Annotated in this window: 20 protein-coding genes; 13 read left to right on the top strand and 7 right to left on the bottom strand. The window is 45.5% G+C overall.

Annotated features, from left to right (window positions below):
• Positions 1–351: 351 nt before the first annotated feature.
• On the top strand, positions 352–696 hold the full coding sequence (locus HP570_RS26275; RefSeq protein WP_173627657.1) for a carboxymuconolactone decarboxylase family protein: 345 nt from the start codon (positions 352–354) through the stop codon (positions 694–696).
• A gap of 95 nt (positions 697–791) precedes the next feature.
• On the opposite strand, the gene HP570_RS26270 is transcribed toward HP570_RS26275, so the two are convergent.
• The 3 genes from HP570_RS26270 to HP570_RS26260 all read right to left on the bottom strand — a co-directional run bounded on the left by HP570_RS26270 (position 792) and on the right by HP570_RS26260 (position 4,124).
• A complete protein-coding gene (locus HP570_RS26270; protein WP_173627656.1) occupies positions 792–1,733 on the bottom strand; it encodes an alpha/beta hydrolase in 942 nt (313 codons plus the stop codon).
• 13 nt (positions 1,734–1,746) lie between these two features.
• Entirely contained in the window at positions 1,747–2,817 is a 1,071-nt protein-coding gene (locus HP570_RS26265) for an LLM class flavin-dependent oxidoreductase (protein WP_173627655.1), read from the bottom strand.
• Between the two features lie 98 nt (positions 2,818–2,915).
• Positions 2,916–4,124, bottom strand: a complete 1,209-nt coding sequence (locus HP570_RS26260) for an MFS transporter (protein ID WP_173627654.1) — start codon at positions 4,122–4,124, stop codon at positions 2,916–2,918.
• Positions 4,125–4,375: 251 nt separating this feature from the next.
• Here HP570_RS26260 and HP570_RS26255 point away from each other — a divergent pair, with 251 nt between their 5' ends.
• Complete coding sequence (locus tag HP570_RS26255; protein ID WP_173627653.1) at positions 4,376–4,957, top strand: TetR/AcrR family transcriptional regulator; 582 nt, start codon at positions 4,376–4,378, stop codon at positions 4,955–4,957.
• Positions 4,958–5,029: 72 nt separating this feature from the next.
• Here HP570_RS26255 and HP570_RS26250 read toward each other — a convergent pair whose 3' ends face one another.
• Entirely contained in the window at positions 5,030–7,006 is a 1,977-nt protein-coding gene (locus tag HP570_RS26250) for a methyl-accepting chemotaxis protein (protein ID WP_173627652.1), read from the bottom strand.
• Positions 7,007–7,310: 304 nt separating this feature from the next.
• Here HP570_RS26250 and HP570_RS26245 point away from each other — a divergent pair, with 304 nt between their 5' ends.
• Positions 7,311–8,102, top strand: a complete 792-nt coding sequence (locus tag HP570_RS26245) for a hypothetical protein (RefSeq protein WP_173627651.1) — start codon at positions 7,311–7,313, stop codon at positions 8,100–8,102.
• 225 nt (positions 8,103–8,327) lie between these two features.
• Here the strand turns inward: HP570_RS26245 and HP570_RS26240 are convergent, their stop codons facing one another.
• Both HP570_RS26240 and HP570_RS26235 read right to left on the bottom strand, forming a co-directional pair.
• The gene (locus HP570_RS26240) at positions 8,328–9,533 is read right to left on the bottom strand and encodes an MFS transporter (RefSeq protein ID WP_173627650.1); all 1,206 of its coding nucleotides are present in this window, start codon (positions 9,531–9,533) and stop codon (positions 8,328–8,330) included.
• Between the two features lie 95 nt (positions 9,534–9,628).
• Positions 9,629–9,931, bottom strand: coding sequence for an ArsR/SmtB family transcription factor (locus HP570_RS26235; RefSeq protein WP_064203332.1), 303 nt, complete (start codon positions 9,929–9,931; stop codon positions 9,629–9,631).
• 167 nt (positions 9,932–10,098) lie between these two features.
• Between HP570_RS26235 and HP570_RS26230 the strand changes: the two genes are divergently transcribed.
• Entirely contained in the window at positions 10,099–10,794 is a 696-nt protein-coding gene (locus HP570_RS26230; RefSeq protein WP_012684044.1) for a hypothetical protein, read from the top strand.
• Between the two features lie 78 nt (positions 10,795–10,872).
• Here HP570_RS26230 and HP570_RS26225 read toward each other — a convergent pair whose 3' ends face one another.
• Positions 10,873–12,396 carry a chitinase gene (locus HP570_RS26225; protein WP_173627649.1) on the bottom strand — a complete coding sequence of 508 codons (1,524 nt, stop codon included), beginning with the start codon at positions 12,394–12,396 and terminating at the stop codon, positions 10,873–10,875.
• 365 nt (positions 12,397–12,761) lie between these two features.
• Between HP570_RS26225 and glpT the strand changes: the two genes are divergently transcribed.
• From glpT to glpQ, 9 genes are all read left to right on the top strand, one after another.
• Entirely contained in the window at positions 12,762–14,126 is a 1,365-nt protein-coding gene (glpT, locus tag HP570_RS26220) for a glycerol-3-phosphate transporter (protein WP_173627690.1), read from the top strand.
• Positions 14,127–14,327: 201 nt separating this feature from the next.
• A complete protein-coding gene (locus HP570_RS29850; protein WP_012684041.1) occupies positions 14,328–14,453 on the top strand; it encodes a hypothetical protein in 126 nt (41 codons plus the stop codon).
• A 5-nt stretch (positions 14,454–14,458) separates the two neighbouring features.
• Positions 14,459–15,952: a spore germination protein gene (locus HP570_RS26215; RefSeq protein ID WP_173627648.1), complete on the top strand. Its 1,494-nt coding sequence runs from the start codon at positions 14,459–14,461 to the stop codon at positions 15,950–15,952.
• A gap of 28 nt (positions 15,953–15,980) precedes the next feature.
• Positions 15,981–17,090, top strand: a complete 1,110-nt coding sequence (locus tag HP570_RS26210) for a spore germination protein (protein ID WP_173627647.1) — start codon at positions 15,981–15,983, stop codon at positions 17,088–17,090.
• Entirely contained in the window at positions 17,068–18,282 is a 1,215-nt protein-coding gene (locus tag HP570_RS26205; RefSeq protein ID WP_173627646.1) for a Ger(x)C family spore germination protein, read from the top strand. Before HP570_RS26210 ends, HP570_RS26205 begins: the two co-directional genes overlap by 23 nt.
• 294 nt (positions 18,283–18,576) lie before the next feature.
• The gene (locus tag HP570_RS26200; RefSeq protein WP_007723602.1) at positions 18,577–18,996 is read left to right on the top strand and encodes a MarR family winged helix-turn-helix transcriptional regulator; all 420 of its coding nucleotides are present in this window, start codon (positions 18,577–18,579) and stop codon (positions 18,994–18,996) included.
• 25 nt (positions 18,997–19,021) lie between these two features.
• Positions 19,022–19,663, top strand: coding sequence for a nitroreductase family protein (locus HP570_RS26195; RefSeq protein ID WP_173627645.1), 642 nt, complete (start codon positions 19,022–19,024; stop codon positions 19,661–19,663).
• Positions 19,664–19,694: 31 nt separating this feature from the next.
• Positions 19,695–19,991 (top strand): putative quinol monooxygenase, encoded by a 297-nt coding sequence (locus HP570_RS26190; protein WP_142498825.1) that lies wholly within the window; start codon positions 19,695–19,697, stop codon positions 19,989–19,991.
• 246 nt (positions 19,992–20,237) lie between these two features.
• Positions 20,238–21,344: a glycerophosphodiester phosphodiesterase gene (gene glpQ / locus HP570_RS26185; RefSeq protein WP_173627644.1), complete on the top strand. Its 1,107-nt coding sequence runs from the start codon at positions 20,238–20,240 to the stop codon at positions 21,342–21,344.
• Positions 21,345–21,453 lie beyond the last annotated feature (109 nt).

Here is a 21,453-nt window from a genome sequence, read left to right as displayed (position 1 = left end):
GTATTTCGGATAGCTTCTAGTCATTCTCGTTTTATTGATTGAAAAACGGCCCCTTACATATCTCTTCACTTCTTATCAAGCATTCCTACTAGTTAGTAAGATTATTCACCTCTCTTGCCTTACACTATATTGGTAGATTACTTCATATATTTTAATATGTTTTTATAATATCTACAATTATATTTACAAGGAAAATACTTGATAATCAAATATAATTGCATTCAACCAGGAGAAAAATACGTGACAAATCAATTAATTTCGAATGTGATTCTACTTATATAAGGAAGCAGTATGAAAATTCCCCAGCAAAGAAATACTATCGGCGATTTCAAAATAGGAGGAAATGGAACCATGGAGCACTATTTGGCCGAACAGTATCGAGAAGGGCTGCAAGCTTTTGGACAGCTGATGCCAGAGGCCTTGCGAGCATATAATGAATTCACCAGCCAATGCTTTTCGTCCGGTGAATTGTCATCCAAGCATAAGCACTTGCAGGCACTGGCTATCTCCCTTTACTCTGGAAATGAGCACTGCATTGTCTATCATTTGGAAGCAGCTCTCAACGACGGAGTTTCCCAAAAAGAAATTGCTGAAACAGTAGCAGTAGCCGGAGCATTCGGCGGCGGAACTACCCTTTCGCATGGCGTCATATTAATCAATAATGTGATGGAGGAAAAACAGGGAACGATTCAATGAGAAGATGCCGAAAATTCCTGTACCACTGCGTTTACAAAAGCACAACAATCGCCGAGATCTCCCTCGAACGATTGTTGTGCTTTTTGCCTCCTCGATTATTTAGGATGAAGCGCTCTTGCCATCGCATCAATATAGCTTTGGCTGGCTCTCTGGCTCACTTCCGCTTCGGGGACAAACACTTCAAAGCAGTGATAGCATCCGGGATACAGATGAAATTCTACGTCTACGCCCGCTTGTGCAAGGCGCGTCACATATTCGATCGTCTCATCTCGGAACAGATCAAGCTGTCCTACGCACGTATACGTCGGCGGTAGCCCCACCAAGCTTTCTGCTCTCGACGGCACCGCATATGCGGATACCTGACTGTCGTCGGTACCTTCGCCCAGGTACATGCGCCACGCAGCCAAATTATTCGTCCGGTTCCAGGTTGCATTCTCAGCCTCGATTTCATAGCTCGACGCTGTATGATTACGGTTATCGATCATTGGATACAACGGCATCTGGAAGATAAGGGCTGGTCCCCCTTTGTCGCGAGCCATTAAAGCAAGTGCTGCGGTCAGCCCTCCTCCCCCGCTTGCACCAGCAATCGCAACCCGATTCAAATCGATCCCGAGTGACTCAGCTTCGTCTGTCATCCACGTTAAACCAGCGTAACAGTCATAGAGAGCAGCAGGATAAGGGTGCTCGGGGGCCAGACGATAATCAACCGATACGACAATACAATTAGCCGCTTGTACAAAGCGTTCGCATAGAGCGTCATCCATATCGGGGTGCCCCATCACATAGCCTCCTCCGTGAATCCACAGCATAGCCGGAAGCTTACTTCCTGTTCGCTGGACGGGCTCGTATATTTTCGCTAGCATCTCTCCTGCTGCGCCCGGAATCATTCGACTTGTGGTACGTACATGCTCCGACTTCACAATAGGCGGATTTTTTAGCATGGACCTGCTCGACTCCAAATTTTCTTCCAGTTGAAAACCCGGGAATTGTGCTATTGTTTGCCTTAATTCTGGCAGTACTCGACGATGAAAGTCCACTTGAATCCCTCCATTAAGCAAATGTTGATTCTTGCTCTGTCTCTGCTTCCCACTTGATTATTTCCTCTCGCACCCGAGGCGCTACCTCCGTCCCTAGCAGCTCAATGGCTCTCATTACTTGTTCATGCGGCATCGTAGATATCGGCACATACATCATAAAGCGCGTCATGCCTACCTGTTTGCGAAGGTGGATGATCTTTTGAGCAACCGTCTCCGGATCACCCACATACAATGCCCCCTCCAAGCTGCGTGCGGCATCGAAGCTAGCACGGTTATAATACGCCCAGCCCCGCTCCCTTCCGATTTTATTCATTCCTGCTTGGGTAGAAGGAAAGAATGTATCTGCCGCCAGTTCCGTTTCCTCTGCAACAAATCCGAGTGAATGGGACCCAACCGTTAATCGCGATACGTCATGGCCAGCGTGCATAGCCACCTTCTTATAAAGCTGCACAAGTGGTGCAAACTGTCGCGGACTTCCACCAATGATCGCCAGCATCAGTGGCAATCCCAGCAGACCCGCACGAACAACAGATTCCTGATTGCCTCCGCTGCCAATCCATATGGGTAAAGGATTCTGAACGGGCCGTGGATACACGCCCAAATTCTGAATAGCTGGCCGATGACCGCCCCTCCAGGTTACCTTTTCGGACGCCTGTATTTTCAGGAGCAGTTCCAAATGTTCTTCAAACAGCTCATCATAGTCATTCAAGTCATAGCCGAACAGGGGGAAAGATTCGATAAAGGAACCGCGTCCCGCCATAATCTCTGCCCGTCCATTCGAAATGCCATCGAGTGTAGCAAAATCTTGAAAAACACGCACTGGATCATCCGAAGAAAGCACTGTCACTGCACTGGTCAGCCGAATCCTTTTTGTCAGTGGTGCAGCCGCAGCCAGCACCATGGCTGGAGAAGAAGCAGCATAATCCTTGCGATGATGTTCACCTATGCCAAATACATCAAGCCCAACCCGATCAGCGAGAACGATTTCCTCGACAACCTCACGCAATCGCTGTGCGTGGCTCATCACTTCACCAGTCTGAACATCCGGCGTCGTTTCCACAAACGAAGTAATACCAATCTCCACAGACCATCTCTCCTTTTGCAAAACTTGTATCAGTCAACAGCTCTGGAAGCAGAATAGTTTCATTTAATATATCTTCATTTTGAAGTATTTCAGTAGCTCTATTTCCCTGAGATATCCGAAACGCGTCTGGTCACTGCCCAATACACCAGAGCCAACCCACTAACGGAGGCTCCGAGCAAGCATACTCCCTCCCAACCAAAATGCGCATATGTATAGGTCGAGGCAATGGAGCCAGCAGAGGAGCCGATCGAATAGAAAACCATATACCCCGCCGTGAGCCGACTCCGCGCCTCTGCCCCCAAGGTGAGGATCATGCTTTGATTCGTAACATGCACCGCCTGTACCGCCAAATCAAGCAAAACGATACCGATCGCCAAGGCAAATAACGACTGTTCTATATAGCTGATTAACAGCCACGATAGTAGCAATAGGCTCAAAGCAAAGCCCGTCGTTCTCTGTCCGTAACCCCGATCTGCAAGCTTCCCTGCCCTTGCTGCCGCTAGCGCTCCGGCAACTCCCGCGAGACCAAACACCCCGATTGCTGTATGCGACAAAGATAATGGCGGCGCACTCAGAGGCAGTACCAATGGCGTCCACAAAATGCTAAACGCAGCAAAAATCAGCATCGCCAGAACAGAGCGAATACGTAAGAGCCGTTCTCGGGCGAACAACATCAGTACCGATCCAAGCAACTGGAGATAGGATAGCGGCTTTACCTCCCGTTCCCTATTTGGCAATACCCGAAATAACACGCAAACCAGTAACAATAGAAATGCAGCAGAGACCAAGTATACGGAACGCCACCCCGCAAGATCTGTTAAAACTCCCGCAATGGTTCGCGCTAGAAGAATGCCAATGACGATTCCACTTGTAACTACTCCAACCACTCGTCCTCGCTCAGCAGGAGCAGCCATGGTCGCCGCGAATGCAACAATCGTCTGCGTCACAACGGCAAGCAATCCGACCGCTGCTATACCTGCGAATAGTACCGTGCTGGTGGAAGCAGTCCCTACGATAACCAGTGCTACCACAGATAAAAACATCTGACCGATAATTAAGCGGCGCTGGTTCAATAAATCGCCAAGCGGGACAAGCAACAACAGTCCTACCGCATAAAAGATTTGAGTAAGGGTGATCAGAATCCCAATGATGGAATAGTCAATTCTGAACTCACTCGACAAATGATCAAGTAGTGGCTGCGCGAAGTAAATATTCGCAACTGACATCCCGCAAGCAACGGCAAATAATAGTGTTACATAGCGAGGCATGGGCGAATTGGCCGTTACTTTTTCAATAACTTCCTCCATCTGACTTCACCTTACCTCCTTTCATTTTTGGTTTAATCCACAATAACATACCGATCAGTACGTTATTGTGCCCAGTAAATATATCCCAACATTTCTTTTTCTGTCAACACCATTCTTTTTAAGTTCGAATAAACCAACCTGAAATTGACAAAGCAGATAAAAATCAATAAAATATAAAATACCATTCAGTACAAAAAGGTTTATTGGCCGTTACATAGATTCGAATACATAAGTAATGAAAGGAACTCTTTATGGCAAGAACACGCGAATTTGACGAAGAAAAAGTACTTGATGCAGCTATGCAGCTTTTTTGGGAGAAGGGGTATGAAGCTACCTCATTAAGTGATTTAACTTCCCGAATGGGCATCCAGCGCCCCAGTATTTACTCAACCTTTGGAGACAAAAAAGAATTGTTCGAAGCCGCACTACGCAGATACACGATGTCTCGTGCTTCGGAGATACGAACGAAGCTTCAAACCACTCCATCCGTAAAAGAGGCATTTCGCCATTTTTTTAAAGAGGTGGCCGACGAGGAATATACGGAAGGTCTCAGCCGAGGATGCTTTTGCATTAATACTATGGTCGAGCTAGCCCCTCATGATGAGAAATTTGAGATTTTGACAAGGGAACACCAAATGTACCTCTCTGTCATTTTTCAAGAAACGATTGAGCGAGGTATCCAATCAGGTGAACTTGATTCGAGTATAGACGCGAAAGCTACCGCCCAAGCGCTTATTGTATCGCTAATTGGACTGACCGTAATCTTGAAATCTCGTCCCAATCAATCATTTGTTGATAATTCGATAGAGGTTACTCTTACGTTACTTAGGTAAGTATCAGAACCTTGCTTGGACAAAAAAAGACCAACATCTGTTGGTCTTTGGTCTTTCAATCTATCACTACAACTACTGTGTACGCTCCAATTTAAAACGCTGCACCAATAACTGCAACTCTTCCGCAATGTTGGCAAGATGCACTGCCGATGCCGCCACTTCCTCCATCGAAGCATTCTGTTCTTCACTGGCTGCTGCGACTTGGTCGACCTCTTGTGCAGTGGCTTGGCTCATGGCGCTCGATTCACCAAAGGCTACAAGCATCGCCGTATTTGATTGCATTAACCGTTCGCTGACGCGGGCTACTTGCGCGAGGTGCGCGTCAATGCGGTTAATGGCCTCATACATCTCCGTAAAACGCTGCTCAACAGATTGTGTCAAATCACTTCCCGCTGTAGCAGAATCCACACCTTCCTCCGTCCGTCTAACCATGTGAAGGACGCGATTCTGAACCTCGCCGATCAAACTGTCGATCCTCTCAGCAGCAGAGCCTGTCTGATCAGCCAGCTTGCGTACCTCATCAGCGACGACAGCGAACCCGCGACCTTCTTGCCCGGCGCGCGCCGCTTCAATAGCAGCATTCAACGCAAGCAAATTCGTCTGAGAGGCGATATCCTGGATGAAATTCGTCACCCCACTAATTTCTTCAGCAACCTGTTTTAATTCCTCCATCTCCTGCTTAGAACGGGCAGAATGTTCCACGATCATATTCACCTGTTGTCTTGCCGCTCCAAGGGACTCCTCTCCGGTATTAGCCAGACCTGTAATGAGCTGCGACATTTCCGTGCTCTCACGCAGGATGCGGATGGCATCATCCAGCTCCTGTTGCGCTTGCGTTGCCGATTGCTTCACGGTATCTATACTCTGATTCATATCGGAAGACATGGCCGCTATTTCTTGCATGGAGGTAGCGACTTGTTCAATCGTTTGCACGTTCTCCTCCGAATTCGCAGACAGATGGTGGGAGGAAGCAGAGATTTGCTCGGAATGATCGGTAATTTGACGCAGGACATCGGACAACGATTGCGACATCGTATTGAAGTTGGATTGCAGCTGCCCAATCTCATCCGTTCTTCCACTCTCGATAGACCGGACCGTCAAATCCCCCTGCGCGATTAAGTCGGTCAGTTGCTTCAATTGCAGAATGGGTCGCACCGTGCGTTTCATGAATATCCAAACGAACAGGGCAATGAGGGCAAGCAACAGTACGATGAACAAAAATGAGGTCCGCAACAGTGGCCCCGTTTTTTGATTGATTTCATTCCAATCTATCACGGAAACGACGTTCAATCCGAGCGAATTTTGCTTGTTGAAATGATAATATTCACGAAGCTCGTCATCATCCACTTCGAAAGAACCCTCCGCTCCATCACGCATCACTTGGAAGCGATTGTCTTCAAGCGGCTTGCCCTGCGGGAATCGTGGATGCGACATTGTCACATTGTTCTGATCGAACAAGCTGACATATCCCTTTTCTCCGATCTTGTACGTCTTTACCAGCTCGTTTAAGTGATCGATAGAAACGTCGATTCCCGCTACCCCTTTACCATCGGAGAGCGTCTTGGCAAACGTAATCACGTAACCTCCGCTTATCGCGTCGATATAAGGTGGCGTCACAACGACCTGCCCTTTATGCTGCATCGCTTTCTTGTACCATTCACGGGTAGTCGGATCAATTTCCTTTTTCGCCGAATTGTAATATCGATTGTCGTAGTACATGAACGCAGCCAAAACATTATCGATGTCTTTCTCTATGTTGCGAATGCGATCATAGATATACGTATCCGCACTTTGCCCCGGCGGAACTTGAACATCCGCAAAGCTATCGATCGTAGCAGAATAATCCTCGTACGAATTATTGAGCACTTGTGTAATCATCGTGGTAACCGATTCGACTTGGGACAACAATTCGTGCTCTAACTGGTTGCGCGCCAGTTGTGTCAAGGTCAGGCTCAGAACGACAGAGGGAACAACAATAAGCAAGACGAGCAAAAACAGGATCTGCTTAGATAGCGATGCTTTATAACCAGTAATCATTTTCTTTATCATCTATGATGACTCCTCTCTAGTGAAGTAGAATAACGAGTTGCAACTCAAACAACGCCTCACCGGTCGTTAGAAGGCGCGTTCCTATCAGGCCAGATTCATACCTATGCCCATCTTTTCTACATGAACATTTCTGCAAAGTATATTTTCCCTGTTAGTACTTATTTGAAACTTCAGGGCATCAAACAAGTAAAATTTGGAAAACTTCTTTCCGATACAAATAATAACCAAAAACCAGTGATCCGCATTCTGGATTGGCTGCCGTTTTGGCCAACGACTCGATTCATGAAAGGAGGTATCATCATTTATGTTGTCTGTTACACCTAGATACGCCATAAGCTCGTCTGTCCAGTATAGAAGCCCGGGAATTCACCCACAGACGAAAGAACTGGGGCACGACAGTAACAAAAAGCAGGATCATCTAACGATTAGCCAGCAAGGCCTACAGCTAAGCAATGGGAACAACTCTCCCAATAAGAATAAGATGCTGCAAAACCTCATGGAACAAAAGCAAGCGATGCTAGAGAGACGGAACAACTACTATACGGATGCGGTTGAAAAACTGACAGACCCAAAAGTCATGAAAGAACGACTGGATGAGATGGACAAACAGATCGAGGAAATCGATACGCAGATGAAACTAATTCAGTTGGAAGAACAACGCAAGGCGAGAGGCACGGATGAAGAGCAGAGCAAGGAACAGAAAGCTTCCGATATCGCCCCCAAACAAGATGAATCCCTACAATCCTCCTCTACCCTCCATGCTGTTTTAACGGCAACCCACCATCTCAAGAATATGCACAGTGTAAAACGGGCTCAGATTACCTTGGAATTAGAGGCGAAGGCGTGGGAACCCGCGTCAAAGGACGGAGATTTTACGAAGTCAGAAGAACTGAAGCGGAAGGCAGAAGGCTTGGACGGCAAACTGCTGAAGATGGCTGACGAGATCGACAAAAGGCTTGAGAAATCTCAAGATGCAAATCAGGCAGAGCATTCTTCTAACGACAAGCAAGCAGATGAGCAAAAGAAAAACCCTTATCTGCAAAAGCGAATGGAAAACCAACAAGTGTCTGGATCTACCATCGATTGGATTGCATAACTTGTAAGCGAGAAACCTCCTGCTGCTACACATTGATAGCTCTGGAGGTTTTTTCAGTTTGTTTTCAGAGGAAAATACCGGGAAACCCGGGCGAATGGCTATCCAACCGGCTGTTAAACAGTTGTTTAAAATGGCACAAAGGCCACCCTCAAAGGATGGCCTTCTGCTAACATCGCGTCACCGTCGGAATTGTTCCTTCGAGCCTGTGTCTTTCGGGACTGGCGATCAGTGATTGCTGGAGCGTGTTTCGTATGCACCTGGTCTATGTCTAACTTTTTCTTTTAACATCACTTGTAAAATCAGTGCAGCAACAATAGCGATCGCCACGCCACTCATACCTAGCCACGTAATTGACGATAAGGATACTTGATCAACAGCGATGCCTCCAATTCCAGCCCCTGCCGCCATCGCGAGCTGCATCATAGATTGGTTTAGACCAAGCATTACCCCTGAATTATTCGGTGCAATCCGAACTAAATTAAACTGTTGCGTTGGTCCCGAAGACCAAGCGGCGAAGGACCATAATACCAAGATCGCGATCACCGTAAACGGTTCATGTGAGATAGATACGGTAATGGAGAGCAAAATGAGAGCTGCAACATGCAGAAGCATTCCACCAAGTAATGTAGGAGATACTCCCCATTTGTCCGTACTGTAACCACCGAATTTGGAACCGATCAGACTAGCTAAACCGAACGCCAATAAAGCGCTACTCAACAAATTTTCACTTATATCAGCGGCTTCGAGAAGATAAGGAGATATATAAGTATAGGCAATGGAATACCCACCCAGCCAAAAGAACGTAACCGATAAACCAAGCCCGACTTTCGGGTTTTTCAACAGTGCTAATTGCTTCGAAAGAGGTACGGGTACATCTCCTTTTACTTGTGGGATCGTGCGGGACAGGACAACCATCGCCAAAAGACCTGCAATTGCAATAAACCCGAATACAGATTGCCATTCAAATGCGGCTGCCGCTACTCGTCCAAGGGGAACACCGATAATTAAAGATGCGGTAAATCCCATAATGACAGTTGCGATCGAACTTGCCTGCTTGCCTTCAGGAGAGATCTTGGCCGCGATATCTAATGCAGTCACAACCACCATTCCAGCACCTATAGCCATGATCACACGGGCCATAATAAAGAATTCAAACCCCTGAAGAGCGAACGACAGTATATTGGCAACTACGAAAATTCCTAGTGCACTAACAAGAAGCCTCCGCCTATCCATTTTCGCCGTTATGGCCATCATCACAGGAGTTAAAATGGCATAAACAAATGAAAATATAGTAACCAGCTGCCCTGCCGCTGTAATGGAGATACCCATCGTATCCGAGATCTTATCCAGAATGCCGGAGATTACATACTCTGAAGTACCCACTAAAAAACTGACCAATGACAAAAAGTAAACCTTCCACGTATTCGACATGAATAGCACCCCTCGAAATTTAGACATATTAAGATATGTCGATATAAAACTCGGAATAAAACTGAATACTCCATGAAGCATTCAGTCTTATTCGATCATATTTGACTGCTAAAAAAAGCACCTATTTCACGTATTTTTTCCTCGTCCCTGGTATAGTACGTATATTTCCCAATACGCTCCGTCTTGATTAGCCCAGCGCGTTGGAGAATGGACAAATATTGGGACGCAGTTGACTGAGTCATATTCAATTTCTCAGTGATTTGACTGACGCATACCCCGATCTTTCTCATATCCACTCCTTCATGAGGTATAAAATGTTTTTCAGGCTCTTTTAACCAATGTAGAATTTGGAGTCTAGACTCGTTGGACAGCGCTTTAAAAATTTCAATTGGATCCATACGCATTATTATATCGGGAATTGTCGATGTGTCAACAACTCTGATTCGAATGAGAGAAGCGATGTTCGACCTTGTGACACCAAATCCCGCCATGATGGTTGAAGGAATTCATTGAGACAAAAGCGAATTCATACATACATTTTTTTCCACAAGGGAGTGTTTTGTTCATGCTCAAAAAAAGTATGGTTTCTGCTTTGGGTCTATTAGTAGCAACAATGTCTCTATCCATTCCTACCCAGGCTGCTGAACTCACAACACCTTCTCAGGAAACGCTACTTCGAAATAAATCTACCGACTCTCGTAAAGTATCAGGAATAACTAGTGTTAGTTTTGGAGCTACAAAGCAGATTTCAAAATCGACTCCGATTCCCCCAGATTGGGTCATTACAACAGTAATGAGTGACTACTACGTCATCCAATATGTAGGTGGAGCAAGTTTGGGTCAAACAGTACAAACTGTTAGAACGACCCCCATTCCAAAGGACTGGGTGATCACTGTTGCAACAAGCGATTTCTTTGTATGGAAGTATGTGGGAGGTGCTAGTTTCGGATATAAAGTTCAGACCGCAAAAATAACCCAAGTTCCAGAAAACTGGGTGATCACTCTGGCAACATCGGATTTCTATCAACTGATGTATGTAGGAGGGGCAAGTTTTGGGCAGAGAGTACAGACCGCAAAGATCACTCGAATTCCGGAAAATTGGGTGATCACCCAAGCCACTTCCGATTTCTTTGTATGGATGTACGTAGGAGGGGCAAGCTATGGAACGACAGTACAGACCGCAAAAACTACCCCAATACCACCAGGTTGGGTCATTACAACCGCTACATCAGACTTTTATATCCTTACTTATAAAGGATAGTCGTGCTCAGATTAAACTTGCCTAATAGCAATGACACCCACCCGTGAGAGCGGGTGGGTTTTTTCAAAGATTCCGTCATTACTGGCTCAACGAATCAAGCGAAGTGCGAACATGATTGGCAAACGAATAGTTATTTCTAGCATCCCAGTTGATAGACCAGGTCATAACTCCTTGGAACTGCGGATAACCAGCTGGATTTTGGAGTTTGTAGGTTCCCCCAAAAGACGTACCCTTTACCAAATAGTGAAGGGCTTTCTGGATATCGGCAGGAGACGTATAGCCTCCCCCGGCAGCACTTGGAGCAGAAGGCAGCCCGATCGCGACTTGGTTTTCCCTCAAGGCTGGAAACATGTTGTTTGGATTCCGCCCGATAGGGAATCCTTTCAATAGCATTTCTGCCATCGCTACTTGAAAATCAGCCGTTCCTTGTTGATACGTACGACCATCCAATGCTTCCAGCGCTCCAGAATTATAGTGCTGAACGTGGATATAATTCATCCGGTCGCGAAGGGCATGAATCACAGGCAGGTAAGCGCCCCACGGCCCACCATAGGCAGCGTAACCTCCTTGGACATAAGCCGTTTCTGGCGCCATTGTCAAAATGAAAGATGGGCCAAATGTATTCGTGATCGTCTGAGTCGCTGCGATCAAGTTTATAATTTTGGGCGTTGTCGGATTTCTAAAATCAGTGTCCCCCGCATTTAGCGACAAGGAGCTTCCTTCCAGATCAATATCCATACCATCAAACCCGTACGTTTGAATAATAGAGGTCATCGAGGTAATAAAACTTTGTTTGGCAGCTTCCGTCGTCAGCTCGACTGTACCATTCGCTCCGCCAATCGAGATGAGTACCTTCTTCCCCTTTGACTGTAACAAGGCGATATCCGACTTAAATTCCTCAACGGATGCATTGAACGGCACGAATCCCATTGTCGCATGATCGCCACCGACTGGTTCAGCGAACGCAACATTGATTACATCGTATTTATCTGAGACATCTCTTAGCTTGAGTACTGTTGAACCATTGTCAAAATTATGCCAGTAGCCGATCAAAACTCGTTTGGACACCGGTTCATTCGGGGATGTAGATAAAGTGGTTACCGTTATCGAGGCGCTGGGTGGGGATACATTGCCTGCGGCATCTTTTGCCTGGATCGTGAATGAATATGTCGTATTTGCTAGAAGCCCTGTCACGGTATAGGATGGTGTACTCGATATACCAGCGAGTGTATCTCCGTTGTAGACGAGATACTCCTTAACAGCTCTATCATCCGTAGAAGCTGACCAAGACAAGCTAACTGAACTACTCGTTTTCCCTACTTCACTAAGATTTGTGGGAGACGTAGGTGGAATGGTATCGGGAGCAGAGGGACCTTGCAGCTGCCACAGTGTCGGTACGTTAGGCGGTTCCCACCCGACAAGAGATGTATGAGCAAATGTACATTTGTAATCTTGCCCTTGATACGTAACCATGTCTCCTACCTTGTATACGGTGTTGGGAGTCCACGGTGTCATGGCGTGAGAAGACTGCGGGAATAGCGAAAAAATTAAGAGAAGCGATAGTACTACCAAAACTCCTGCTTTTCTCATCAAAAAATACATCAAACAAAGCCTCCTTCATTTTTACTTGTGCAAAAAAGATGCCTCATACAAATGAGCTAATATAAAGATATACTTATATTTGGAAAAAATGTATTTTTTTGAATAACATATACATAAGAAAATCTCTATCGAGGCTTTTCACAGAGGGCGACTACGTTTTTGCGGAAAATTTTCTAATGCTCCAGAATAACATCGTTGACAACGTTTTCACAGAATAATAGAATACACTTACGACAAGTTAACTATGATGGAGATTCGGAGACTCATACTTTTTGGCACTTTCATTTTTGAAAGCGCCATTAAAGTATGGGTTTTTTTACGTGCATCTCCGTCTTTGTTAGAAATCATCAAGGGGGAGGAATATGATGCTCAAACTGTTTAAGCCTGCACCGCCGATTGACAGATTGCCTGACGAACAAATTGATTCTGAGTATAAAAAGCTCAGACTTCAAGTGTTTCTCGGAATCTTCATCGGTTATGCGGCGTACTATCTCATCCGCAAAAACTTTTCGCTCGCCATGCCTTATTTGATTGAAGAAGGATTTACAAAATCAGAGCTCGGTTTTGCGTTATCCGCCATTTCGATTTCCTACGGGATCAGCAAGTTTGTAATGGCTATTTTTTCAGACCGAAGCAACCCGCGAATGTTCTTGCCTGCCGGTTTGATTCTTTCTGCACTTATTAGTTTACTGATGGGTGTTGTTCCTTACTTCACCTCATCCGTCACGATCATGTTTGTGATGTTGTTCCTGAACGGTTGGTTCCAGGGAATGGGCTGGCCTCCATCCGGGCGTGTGCTCGTACACTGGTTTAGTGTAAGTGAAAGAGGAAACAAAACAGCCATTTGGAATGTAGCCCATAACGTTGGCGGAGGCTTGATGGCCCCTATCGCAGTTGCAGGTGCAGCCATGTTCACCACGTTTTCGGGTAGTGCCGCTTCCGGGTATGAAGGCGTATTTATCCTGCCTGCTCTGGTTGCCATTGTCTTTGGATTCATTACGTATTTCTTAATTCGCGATACTCCGCAGTCAGTCGGTCTGCCGCCTATTGAAGAATATCGCAATGACTATCCAAATAAAGAGAAGAAAACGTTTGAAACAGAATTCTCCACAAAAGAAATCCTTTTCAAATATGTGTTGAACAACAAATGGGTTTGGGCAATCGCGATTGCTAACATCTTCGTCTACTTCGTCCGTTACGGCGTTCTGGACTGGGCGCCGACCTATTTGAGTGAGGAAAAAGGCTTTGATATGAACAAGTCAAGCGTTGCTTACTTCCTGTACGAATGGGCAGGTATCCCGGGAACGCTCCTGTGCGGCTGGCTGTCCGATAAATTGTTCAAGGGCCGCCGTGGACCCGCAGGGTTTGTCTTTATGCTCGGCGTATTGATCGCTGTTCTGGTCTACTGGTTCAACCCACCTGGAAATTCCGTAGTCGATATGATTTGCCTGATCGCTATCGGTTTCCTGATTTACGGTCCAGTCATGCTGATTGGTTTGCAAGCCCTTGATTTTGTTCCGAAAAAGGCTGCCGGAACCGCTGCAGGACTTACTGGTCTGTTTGGTTACCTGGGCGGTACAGTCACAGCGAACGCATTGATGGGGGTTATCGTTGATGCCTCCGGCTGGGATGCAGGATTTATGTTGCTGACAGCTTCGTGCGTATTGGCTGCTCTTGTTTTTGCCTTTACGTGGAATGTACGTGGGCAGGAAGTCGTTAAAAATCATTAAAATAGCAAAAAGAAGGATGAAAATCGTTGTGATTTTTATCCTTCTTTTTTATGGAATGAATAACCTGCGTGGTTTTAACATGGCCTAACCTGAACATTGAATACCACATTTTCCAGCTGATTGGAATAAGAATTGTCATGCTAGAACAAAATAGGACAAGTTCTTTTTACGACTGTAATGAAGCTGCAAAGGAGGAAAACCATGTGGAAAACAATTGTTTCAAATCTTCCTGCCTGGCCAGTTTTTATTCAAGCCGCAGTCGTTTTTCTTGTTCCTTATGCGATTTCAAGATTATTTCATTGGATTCGTACAACGGAGGAAGAGTGATATAGATGGAAAGTATCGCTTCATTTACAGACGATTACCTATCGAATTTGAATCTTATCCGTCAGGAAATCGCCCAAAACGCAGATGTGCATATCCGCGAATTTTCTTTCGGACAGACTGCCAGTCGTGCTGCCATTATTTTTGTAGATGGGTTATCCGATCGCGATCTCATCGATAATACTATTCTGAAAACGCTCATGAATGATTCTGTGGCAGTGATGGTACAGGAGAATTCTTCGGGGGACGTTTCTGTATCCAAAGATTTTTTCATCAATCATGTGCTTTCCATCCATGAAATACTGGAATGCCGGGATGTATACGATCTGAGGACAAAAGTATTGACTGGCTTTACGGCACTGTTGATTGAAGGGACCGCAAATGCTCTCCTTCTTAATACCGTAAAAGTAAAAACAAGAAATATAGATGAACCTGTCTCAGAATCTTTGGTTAGAGGCCCTAGAGTAGGCTTCACGGAAACGTTAAGCGAAAATACCGCCCTCTTGCGCAGACACGGTGAAAATGGAGATCTTCTCTTCCTAAAATTTCAGGTGGGAGAGCGTGCAAAAAAAGAGCTGATTATCGCCTATATGAAAGAGATTGCGAATCCCGCGTTGGTTGAAGAAGTAAAAAATCGAATTACGAAAATTAAAATTGACCATGTGCCGGAATCCGGCTATGTGGAGCAACTTATTGAAGATGATTATCTCAGCCCATTCCCGCAGGCGCAGAGCACAGAACGGCCTGACCGCGTCATCAGTGCATTAATGGAAGGACGAGTGGCCATCTTGCTGGATGGTACTCCTTTTGCCTTAATCGTTCCAGTGACGTTCAGCATGCTCCTGCAATCGCCTGAAGACTATTATGAGCGCTGGATTCCAAGCACATTCATTCGCTTGTTGCGCTTTTTCACTGCCTTTTCTTCCTTACTTATACCGGCCCTCTATATTTCCTTTATCTCTTTTCATCAAGGGTTAATTCCTACCGAATTGGCTATTTCCATCATCAGCACTCGACAAGGAGTTCCATTTCCCGCTCTGTTGGAGGCACTGATCATGGAAGTTTCTATCGAGATTATGAGAGAAGCCGGTCTTCGATTGCCGAAACCAATCGGCCCTGCCATCGGGATTGTCGGTGGACTGATTATTGGTCAAGCTGCAGTGCAAGCAGGTATTGTCAGCCCAATTATGGTAATCGTCGTAGCTGTCACTGCTATTTCCTCCTTTGCCATTCCGTCATACAACCTAGGTATTTCCTTACGTCTCATTCGGTTTTTGGTCATGTTCTCCGCAGCCATGTTTGGATTGTACGGGGTGATTTTGTTTTTTCTCTTGCTTACGAGTCATTTGGTAAAACTAAAAAGTTTTGGTGTACCTTATGTTACTCCTGCTGTTCCCTATCGGTTAAGGGATTGGAAAGATTTTATGGTGCGCATGCCACTCATGATGATGAAACGCCGTCCAAAAATGCTGCATACGAAAGAGCCGACTCGCAAAGGATAGCCACTCAGTATAGTAGGTGAAGCCCAAAATGTTACCCACCCGAAATGATCAGATCACCACCTCGCAAACAGCAGTGATCATCATCAACTTTATATTGGGAGCGGGAATCCTTACCCTGCCTAGAATCTCAGTGGAAAAAGCAAAGACACCGGATGTTTGGATAAGTGTCCTCATTGGCGGTTTACTCGCGATGCTCGCTGGGATAATCATTGTAAAATTAAGCCAGCGGTTCCCTGAGAAAACGTTTTTTGAATACAGCCAGGAAATTGCAGGGGAATGGGTTGGAAGGATGCTCAGCCTTCTGATCATCTGTTATTTTTGTTTGACCTCATCTCTTCAAGTCCGATCTATGGCTGAAGTAACAACCTTTTACTTGCTGGAGAAAACCCCAATGTGGGCCATTGTTATGGTATTTTTGTGGGTTGCTCTTTATCTTGTCATAGGCGGCATCAATTGTCTCGCCCGTATGCTTGAGATTATCTTGCCAATTACTGTCCTCTTTTTTTTGGTGGTTTCCTTGATGAGCATAAAAATTTTTGAAATCGATCATCTTCGTCCCGTATTGGGGCTGGGGTGGAAACCGGTGTTCGATGGGATTAAACCAACTGCGCTCGCCTATACCGGTTCTGAAATAATGATGATTCTGGTGGTATACATGAGACAGCCAAACAAAGGCGTGAAAGCCGTTGTGGTGGGAATTAGCGCCTCGTTGATCTTTTACCTGATGACAGTCGTGATGGTCATTGGGGCGTTTTCAATCGATGGAGTCGTCACAAGGACATGGCCGACCATTGATCTCATACGAAGCTTTGAAATTACCGGTTTACTCTTTGAACGGTTTGAATCGTTGCTGCTCGTATTATGGATTATGCAAATCTTTTCTACTTTCACGTTGGCTTACTACTCAGCCGCTCTAGGCCTTGCCCAGCTCTTCAAGAAAAATATGGAGCCGTTTCTATTCGGATTGCTGCCTGTTATCTACATCATTACGATGACTCCAAAAGAAATCAATAGTGTATTTGCACTTGGAGATTTTGTGGGCGATGCAGCCTTTTGCTTATTTGGTGTAATGCCCCTTCTCCTTCTTATTATTTCTGGCTGGAAGGTGGGTAAGCATGAAGCAAAGTCATCATCGTGAGTGGCTCCTCCTCTTGACATCGTTATCTGTTTTCCTGCTCTTCTTACTGACCGGATGCTGGAGCAGCAACGATATCGACAAGATGGGTATGGGCATCGGTTTGGCATTGGATGCCAGCAACAAATCAAATGTTGAAAAAAAGCTGGAAAAGCAGGGAAAGAGCCCTCCTCACGTTGACACAATCACCATGACCTATCAATTTATTAACCCAAAAGCAACAAGCAAAGAAAGCAGTTCGGCAGGACCACAACAAAAAGCATATTTGAATGCGTCCCAAACTGGTGAATCTATCCTTCCAATCATCCGTGAATTTTCATTGAGTCATGATACCCCCTTGTTCAGCCCACACTTAAAAGTCATTGTGATTAGCGAGGCTCTGTTACACACACATCGTTTGGAATCTTTACTGGATCTATTTCTGCGAGATAATGAAATACGTCCAAGCTGCTTGGTATTGGTTAGTAACGGGAATGCCCGCGATGTCTTGGAAACCAAAAAACCGGGAGAATTGCCAGCACTGAATTTGCTTGGAATCGTAGATAACCGAAACCGAACAGCCAAAATTTTACCTCCTGTGCCACTCGCCAAATTAACGGCCAAGTTGAATTCCGAATCAAGCTTTCTCTTGCAAAATGTTGCCGCTTCTAACAAGGAAGTGAAGTTTGAGGGGGCAGCCGTGATCAATGGAAAGACAAAAAAATGGGCGGGATTTTTAAACGAAATGGATTTGGAGGGCATAACGTGGATAACCGGAAAAGGTAAAGGAGGGCTAGTGAGAAGCCTTGACAAGGAGACAGGTCAACTCATCATCTATGAGATTGAAACCATGGAGAGCAAAATCACTCCCCATGTTGACGGAAGCAAGATTTCCTTTGATGTGCATATCAATTCAAAGGGACGCTTGTCTGAAAATTGGGTGTTGAACGCAAATCCTTTTGAAAATGAATTCCTGAAAAGGGTGGAAAAAGCGGCTGAATTGGAAGTACGGAAACTGGTCAAGAGTGTCACAGCAAAAATGCAAAACCATTTCCATGCGGATGTTGCCGGATTCGGAGAACGTTTGCGAATCGAGTATCCAAAAACGTGGGAGAAAGTAAAAAAAGATTGGGACCAAACATTCAGCACCGTACCCATCACTTACTTCGTAAAGCTTACCACTACTGATTTCGGCGCATCAGGGCCTAGCAAGTGAAGCTTCCTTTCGTTCTGTTATCCATTAATTGCGATTGGAGTAAGATACCCCCTCTCCCCTTACTCCATTCCCTCTTCGTATGAATCACTTAACTTCTGCTATGACCATACCGTCCAGCGACTTTTGCAGACCATATGTTGCAAACGCTGAAATAAGATGTTATATTAATTGACGTATCAATCATTGATGCGTCAAATATCATCAAGCTATCATGCTCAACTGACCGTATGTTGTCATTTGCTTGTGGATATATGACTGAGTTTCTATTCATATTGCCCCCGGGAGGCATTTTTCATGACACGCAAGGAATTTGAAGAGGAGCAAATACTGAATCTGCTCATCGGATTAACCAATAAAATAAGTCCCAAGTTCGAACGCTGTACCGGAATCAGCTCTACTCGTCTCGCGATCTTGCAAATCCTTTGCGAATGCAACGAAATCAATCAGTCCCAGCTACAAAAGCACATCAATATCGACAGTGCTGCCATTACACGCCACCTGAAGCAACTGGAAGCCGATGGTATGGTAACTCGACACAAAAATCCAAATGATAACCGCGAAACCTTCGTTCGTCTATCCGAAGAAGGCCATCATCGGATTGAAGGGTACAAAAGCGAGAAACGAAATTTTATCCAGCAGATTCTGGAAGGCTTCAGCGAGGATGAAACGCAGGTCTTAACTGATTTTCTCAAACGCATGCAAAACAACATTTGATTGTTCCAGAAAGGAGTCTTTTTACATGAAAAACACCATACAAAGAACAAATGATTTTCGTGAGATCACGTTTGGTCGTCGTTCTGTCAAACTTTATGATCCTGAAATAAAAATCAGTCGCGAGGAAATGATTGAAATTTTAGCGGGAGCCACACGTGCTCCATCTTCAGTCAACATGCAACCTTGGCGCTTTGTGGTGATCGAAAGTCAAGAAGGGAAAGAAAAGCTTGCAGAGCTAGCACGCTTCAACAAAACGCAGGTACTCACCTCTTCCGCCGTCATTGCCGTATTCGTCGACATGAATAATGCGGAATATATGGACGAGATATTTGGAAAAGCTGTCGAGCTCGGATACATGCCGCAGGACGTGAAGGACATGCAGCTGAAAGCCGTAAAGCCTTACTACGCCAATCTACCAGCTTCTGACCTGCGCGATGTCAATTTTATCGATGCCGGGCTCGTATCCATGCAATTGATGCTGGTTGGCCGTTCATTCGGCTATGACACGAACCCGATCGGCGGCTATGAAAAGGATCAAATAGCAGAAGCGCTGGATTTGGACAAGGATCGCTATCAACCGATCATGCTGATCAGTATCGGGAAAGCAGCCAAGGAAGGATACCCCTCTTACCGTCTCCCTGTTGAGACAGTGACAACCTGGAAATAATTCGAATTCGTTGGAAGAAAGGGAGAAAACCATGCTTATTATACATGCCCATCTGCAAGTGATACCCGCACAGGAAGAAGCCTTCCTTCAAGCCGCCAAAGCCCTGGTTGCTGCAAGCCAAGCGGAAGAAGGAAATGTAGGATACACCCTTATGAAAAGCACAGAGCAAGAATATCACTACACCGTGGTAGAAAAGTGGAAGGACGCTGCCGCAGTAGCAGCCCACAATGCAAGCGCTCATTTTCAGGCTTTTGTGAAGGAGGCTCCCTCCTTTTTTGCAGCAGCTATGGAATTGGAAGTATTCGCAGGAGAGCCTGTGAAGTTGTAAGTTGTCATTCTAATGTACGAAAAAACAGTGAAGTTGGTCCTGCGATCAGCCTCGCTGTTTTTTTGTAGGGAGGAAAGACTCTGCCGCCAACAATTTATTGACAGCGCTTTCTTTATCCCTTACATTAGTAAACAATATAATATTTTGTGATGGAGATCAGGAGATTCACAATATTTCATTTGGTATGGTTTAACCTACCAATGGAATTTGTGGATCTTTTTTTCATCCAAATGGAGGAGGAACGACATGAAGAAACTAGTTACATCCCTGGCAGCCGCTCTCGCTATTACAACAAGCTTTGGAAGCGTATCCTTTGCCGAAGCGGATAAGATTGTCATCGCCCACCGCGGAGCGAGCGCATACTTGCCGGAACATACGCTGCCCGCAAAAGCGATGGCTTACGCGATGGGAGTCGACTACATCGAACAAGACGTGGTCATGACAAAGGACAACAAACTGCTCATCATGCACGACCATTATCTGGACAGCGTAACCAATGTAGCGGAGGTCTACCCTGATCGAAAACGAAAAGACGGCAGGTACTACGTTATTGATTTCACTCTTGACGAGATCAAGAAACTGAAGACAACAGAGGTCTTCACAGTGGAAAACGGCAAACAGGTACAAGATTATCCGGACCGCTTCCCACTCTGGAAATCCAACTTCAGTGTTCACACTCTGGAAGAAGAGATTGAACTGATCCAGGGTATGAACAAAAGCACGGGTCGTAACGTAGGGATTTATACGGAGATCAAGGCTCCTTGGTTCCACAGACACGAAGGAAAGGACATCAGCCTAGCAGTGCTGCAGGTGTTGAAAAAGTACGGCTATGTGTCCAAGAATGACAAAGCGTACATACAGACTTTCGACCCCAATGAAGCAAAACGGATTCGCACGGAACTCTATCCACAATTGAATATGAACGTGAAGCTTGTACAGCTCATGGCGGAAACGGGCTGGAACGAAACCATGATCTATGAAAACGGTAAGGCCGTTCCCTACAACTACGATTGGATGTTTGAAAAAGGGGCAATGAAAGAGATTGCGAAATACGCAGACGGCGTAGGGCCATGGAAACCGATGATCATCAAAGAAGAGTCGACGAGAGACCACCTGATCATTACCAATCTTGTCAAAGAGGCTCATGAAGCTGACCTGGAAGTGCATCCATACACCTTCCGAGCGGATAAAGGACAAATCCCTGCCTATGCAGCAAGCTTCGAGGAGCTGCTCGATCAGTTCTACTTCACAGCAGGAGTTGACGGGGTGTTTACAGACTTCCCTGACCGTGCCGTTGATTTTTTACGAAAAGCGGAGTACCAAAGCAAAATGTCCAAAAACCAGCGTAGCTGACACAGACAGCAAAGTAACTTGGAAACATGAAAACACATCAGTAACACTAAAACGCCGGTATCTTGTACGCTAAGGATTACCGGCGTTACTAATTGTGGGATTCTTTTTG

The sequence above is a fragment of the Brevibacillus sp. RS1.1 genome, assembly GCF_013284365.1.
GTDB classification, from domain to species: domain Bacteria; phylum Bacillota; class Bacilli; order Brevibacillales; family Brevibacillaceae; genus Brevibacillus; species Brevibacillus brevis_D.
The sequence above is the reverse complement of the archived record's forward strand: the minus strand, read 5'-3'. Positions and strand labels throughout refer to the sequence as shown.

Bases quoted from the DNA above. Each gene is read 5' to 3' on its own strand.
- HP570_RS26275 (WP_173627657.1), top strand. From the start codon at position 352: ATGGAGCACTATTTGGCCGAACAGTATCGAGAAGGGCTGCAAGCTTTT.
- HP570_RS26260 (WP_173627654.1), bottom strand. From the start codon at position 4,124: ATGGAGGAAGTTATTGAAAAAGTAACGGCCAATTCGCCCATGCCTCGC.
- HP570_RS26255 (WP_173627653.1), top strand. From the start codon at position 4,376: ATGGCAAGAACACGCGAATTTGACGAAGAAAAAGTACTTGATGCAGCT.
- HP570_RS26250 (WP_173627652.1), bottom strand. From the start codon at position 7,006: ATGATAAAGAAAATGATTACTGGTTATAAAGCATCGCTATCTAAGCAG.
- HP570_RS26245 (WP_173627651.1), top strand. From the start codon at position 7,311: ATGTTGTCTGTTACACCTAGATACGCCATAAGCTCGTCTGTCCAGTAT.
- HP570_RS26240 (WP_173627650.1), bottom strand. From the start codon at position 9,533: ATGTCGAATACGTGGAAGGTTTACTTTTTGTCATTGGTCAGTTTTTTA.
- HP570_RS26235 (WP_064203332.1), bottom strand. From the start codon at position 9,931: ATGGATCCAATTGAAATTTTTAAAGCGCTGTCCAACGAGTCTAGACTC.
- HP570_RS26230 (WP_012684044.1), top strand. From the start codon at position 10,099: ATGCTCAAAAAAAGTATGGTTTCTGCTTTGGGTCTATTAGTAGCAACA.
- HP570_RS26225 (WP_173627649.1), bottom strand. From the start codon at position 12,396: ATGTATTTTTTGATGAGAAAAGCAGGAGTTTTGGTAGTACTATCGCTT.
- glpT (WP_173627690.1), top strand. From the start codon at position 12,762: ATGCTCAAACTGTTTAAGCCTGCACCGCCGATTGACAGATTGCCTGAC.
- HP570_RS29850 (WP_012684041.1), top strand. From the start codon at position 14,328: ATGTGGAAAACAATTGTTTCAAATCTTCCTGCCTGGCCAGTTTTTATT.
- HP570_RS26215 (WP_173627648.1), top strand. From the start codon at position 14,459: ATGGAAAGTATCGCTTCATTTACAGACGATTACCTATCGAATTTGAAT.
- HP570_RS26210 (WP_173627647.1), top strand. From the start codon at position 15,981: ATGTTACCCACCCGAAATGATCAGATCACCACCTCGCAAACAGCAGTG.
- HP570_RS26205 (WP_173627646.1), top strand. From the start codon at position 17,068: ATGAAGCAAAGTCATCATCGTGAGTGGCTCCTCCTCTTGACATCGTTA.
- HP570_RS26200 (WP_007723602.1), top strand. From the start codon at position 18,577: ATGACACGCAAGGAATTTGAAGAGGAGCAAATACTGAATCTGCTCATC.
- HP570_RS26195 (WP_173627645.1), top strand. From the start codon at position 19,022: ATGAAAAACACCATACAAAGAACAAATGATTTTCGTGAGATCACGTTT.
- HP570_RS26190 (WP_142498825.1), top strand. From the start codon at position 19,695: ATGCTTATTATACATGCCCATCTGCAAGTGATACCCGCACAGGAAGAA.
- glpQ (WP_173627644.1), top strand. From the start codon at position 20,238: ATGAAGAAACTAGTTACATCCCTGGCAGCCGCTCTCGCTATTACAACA.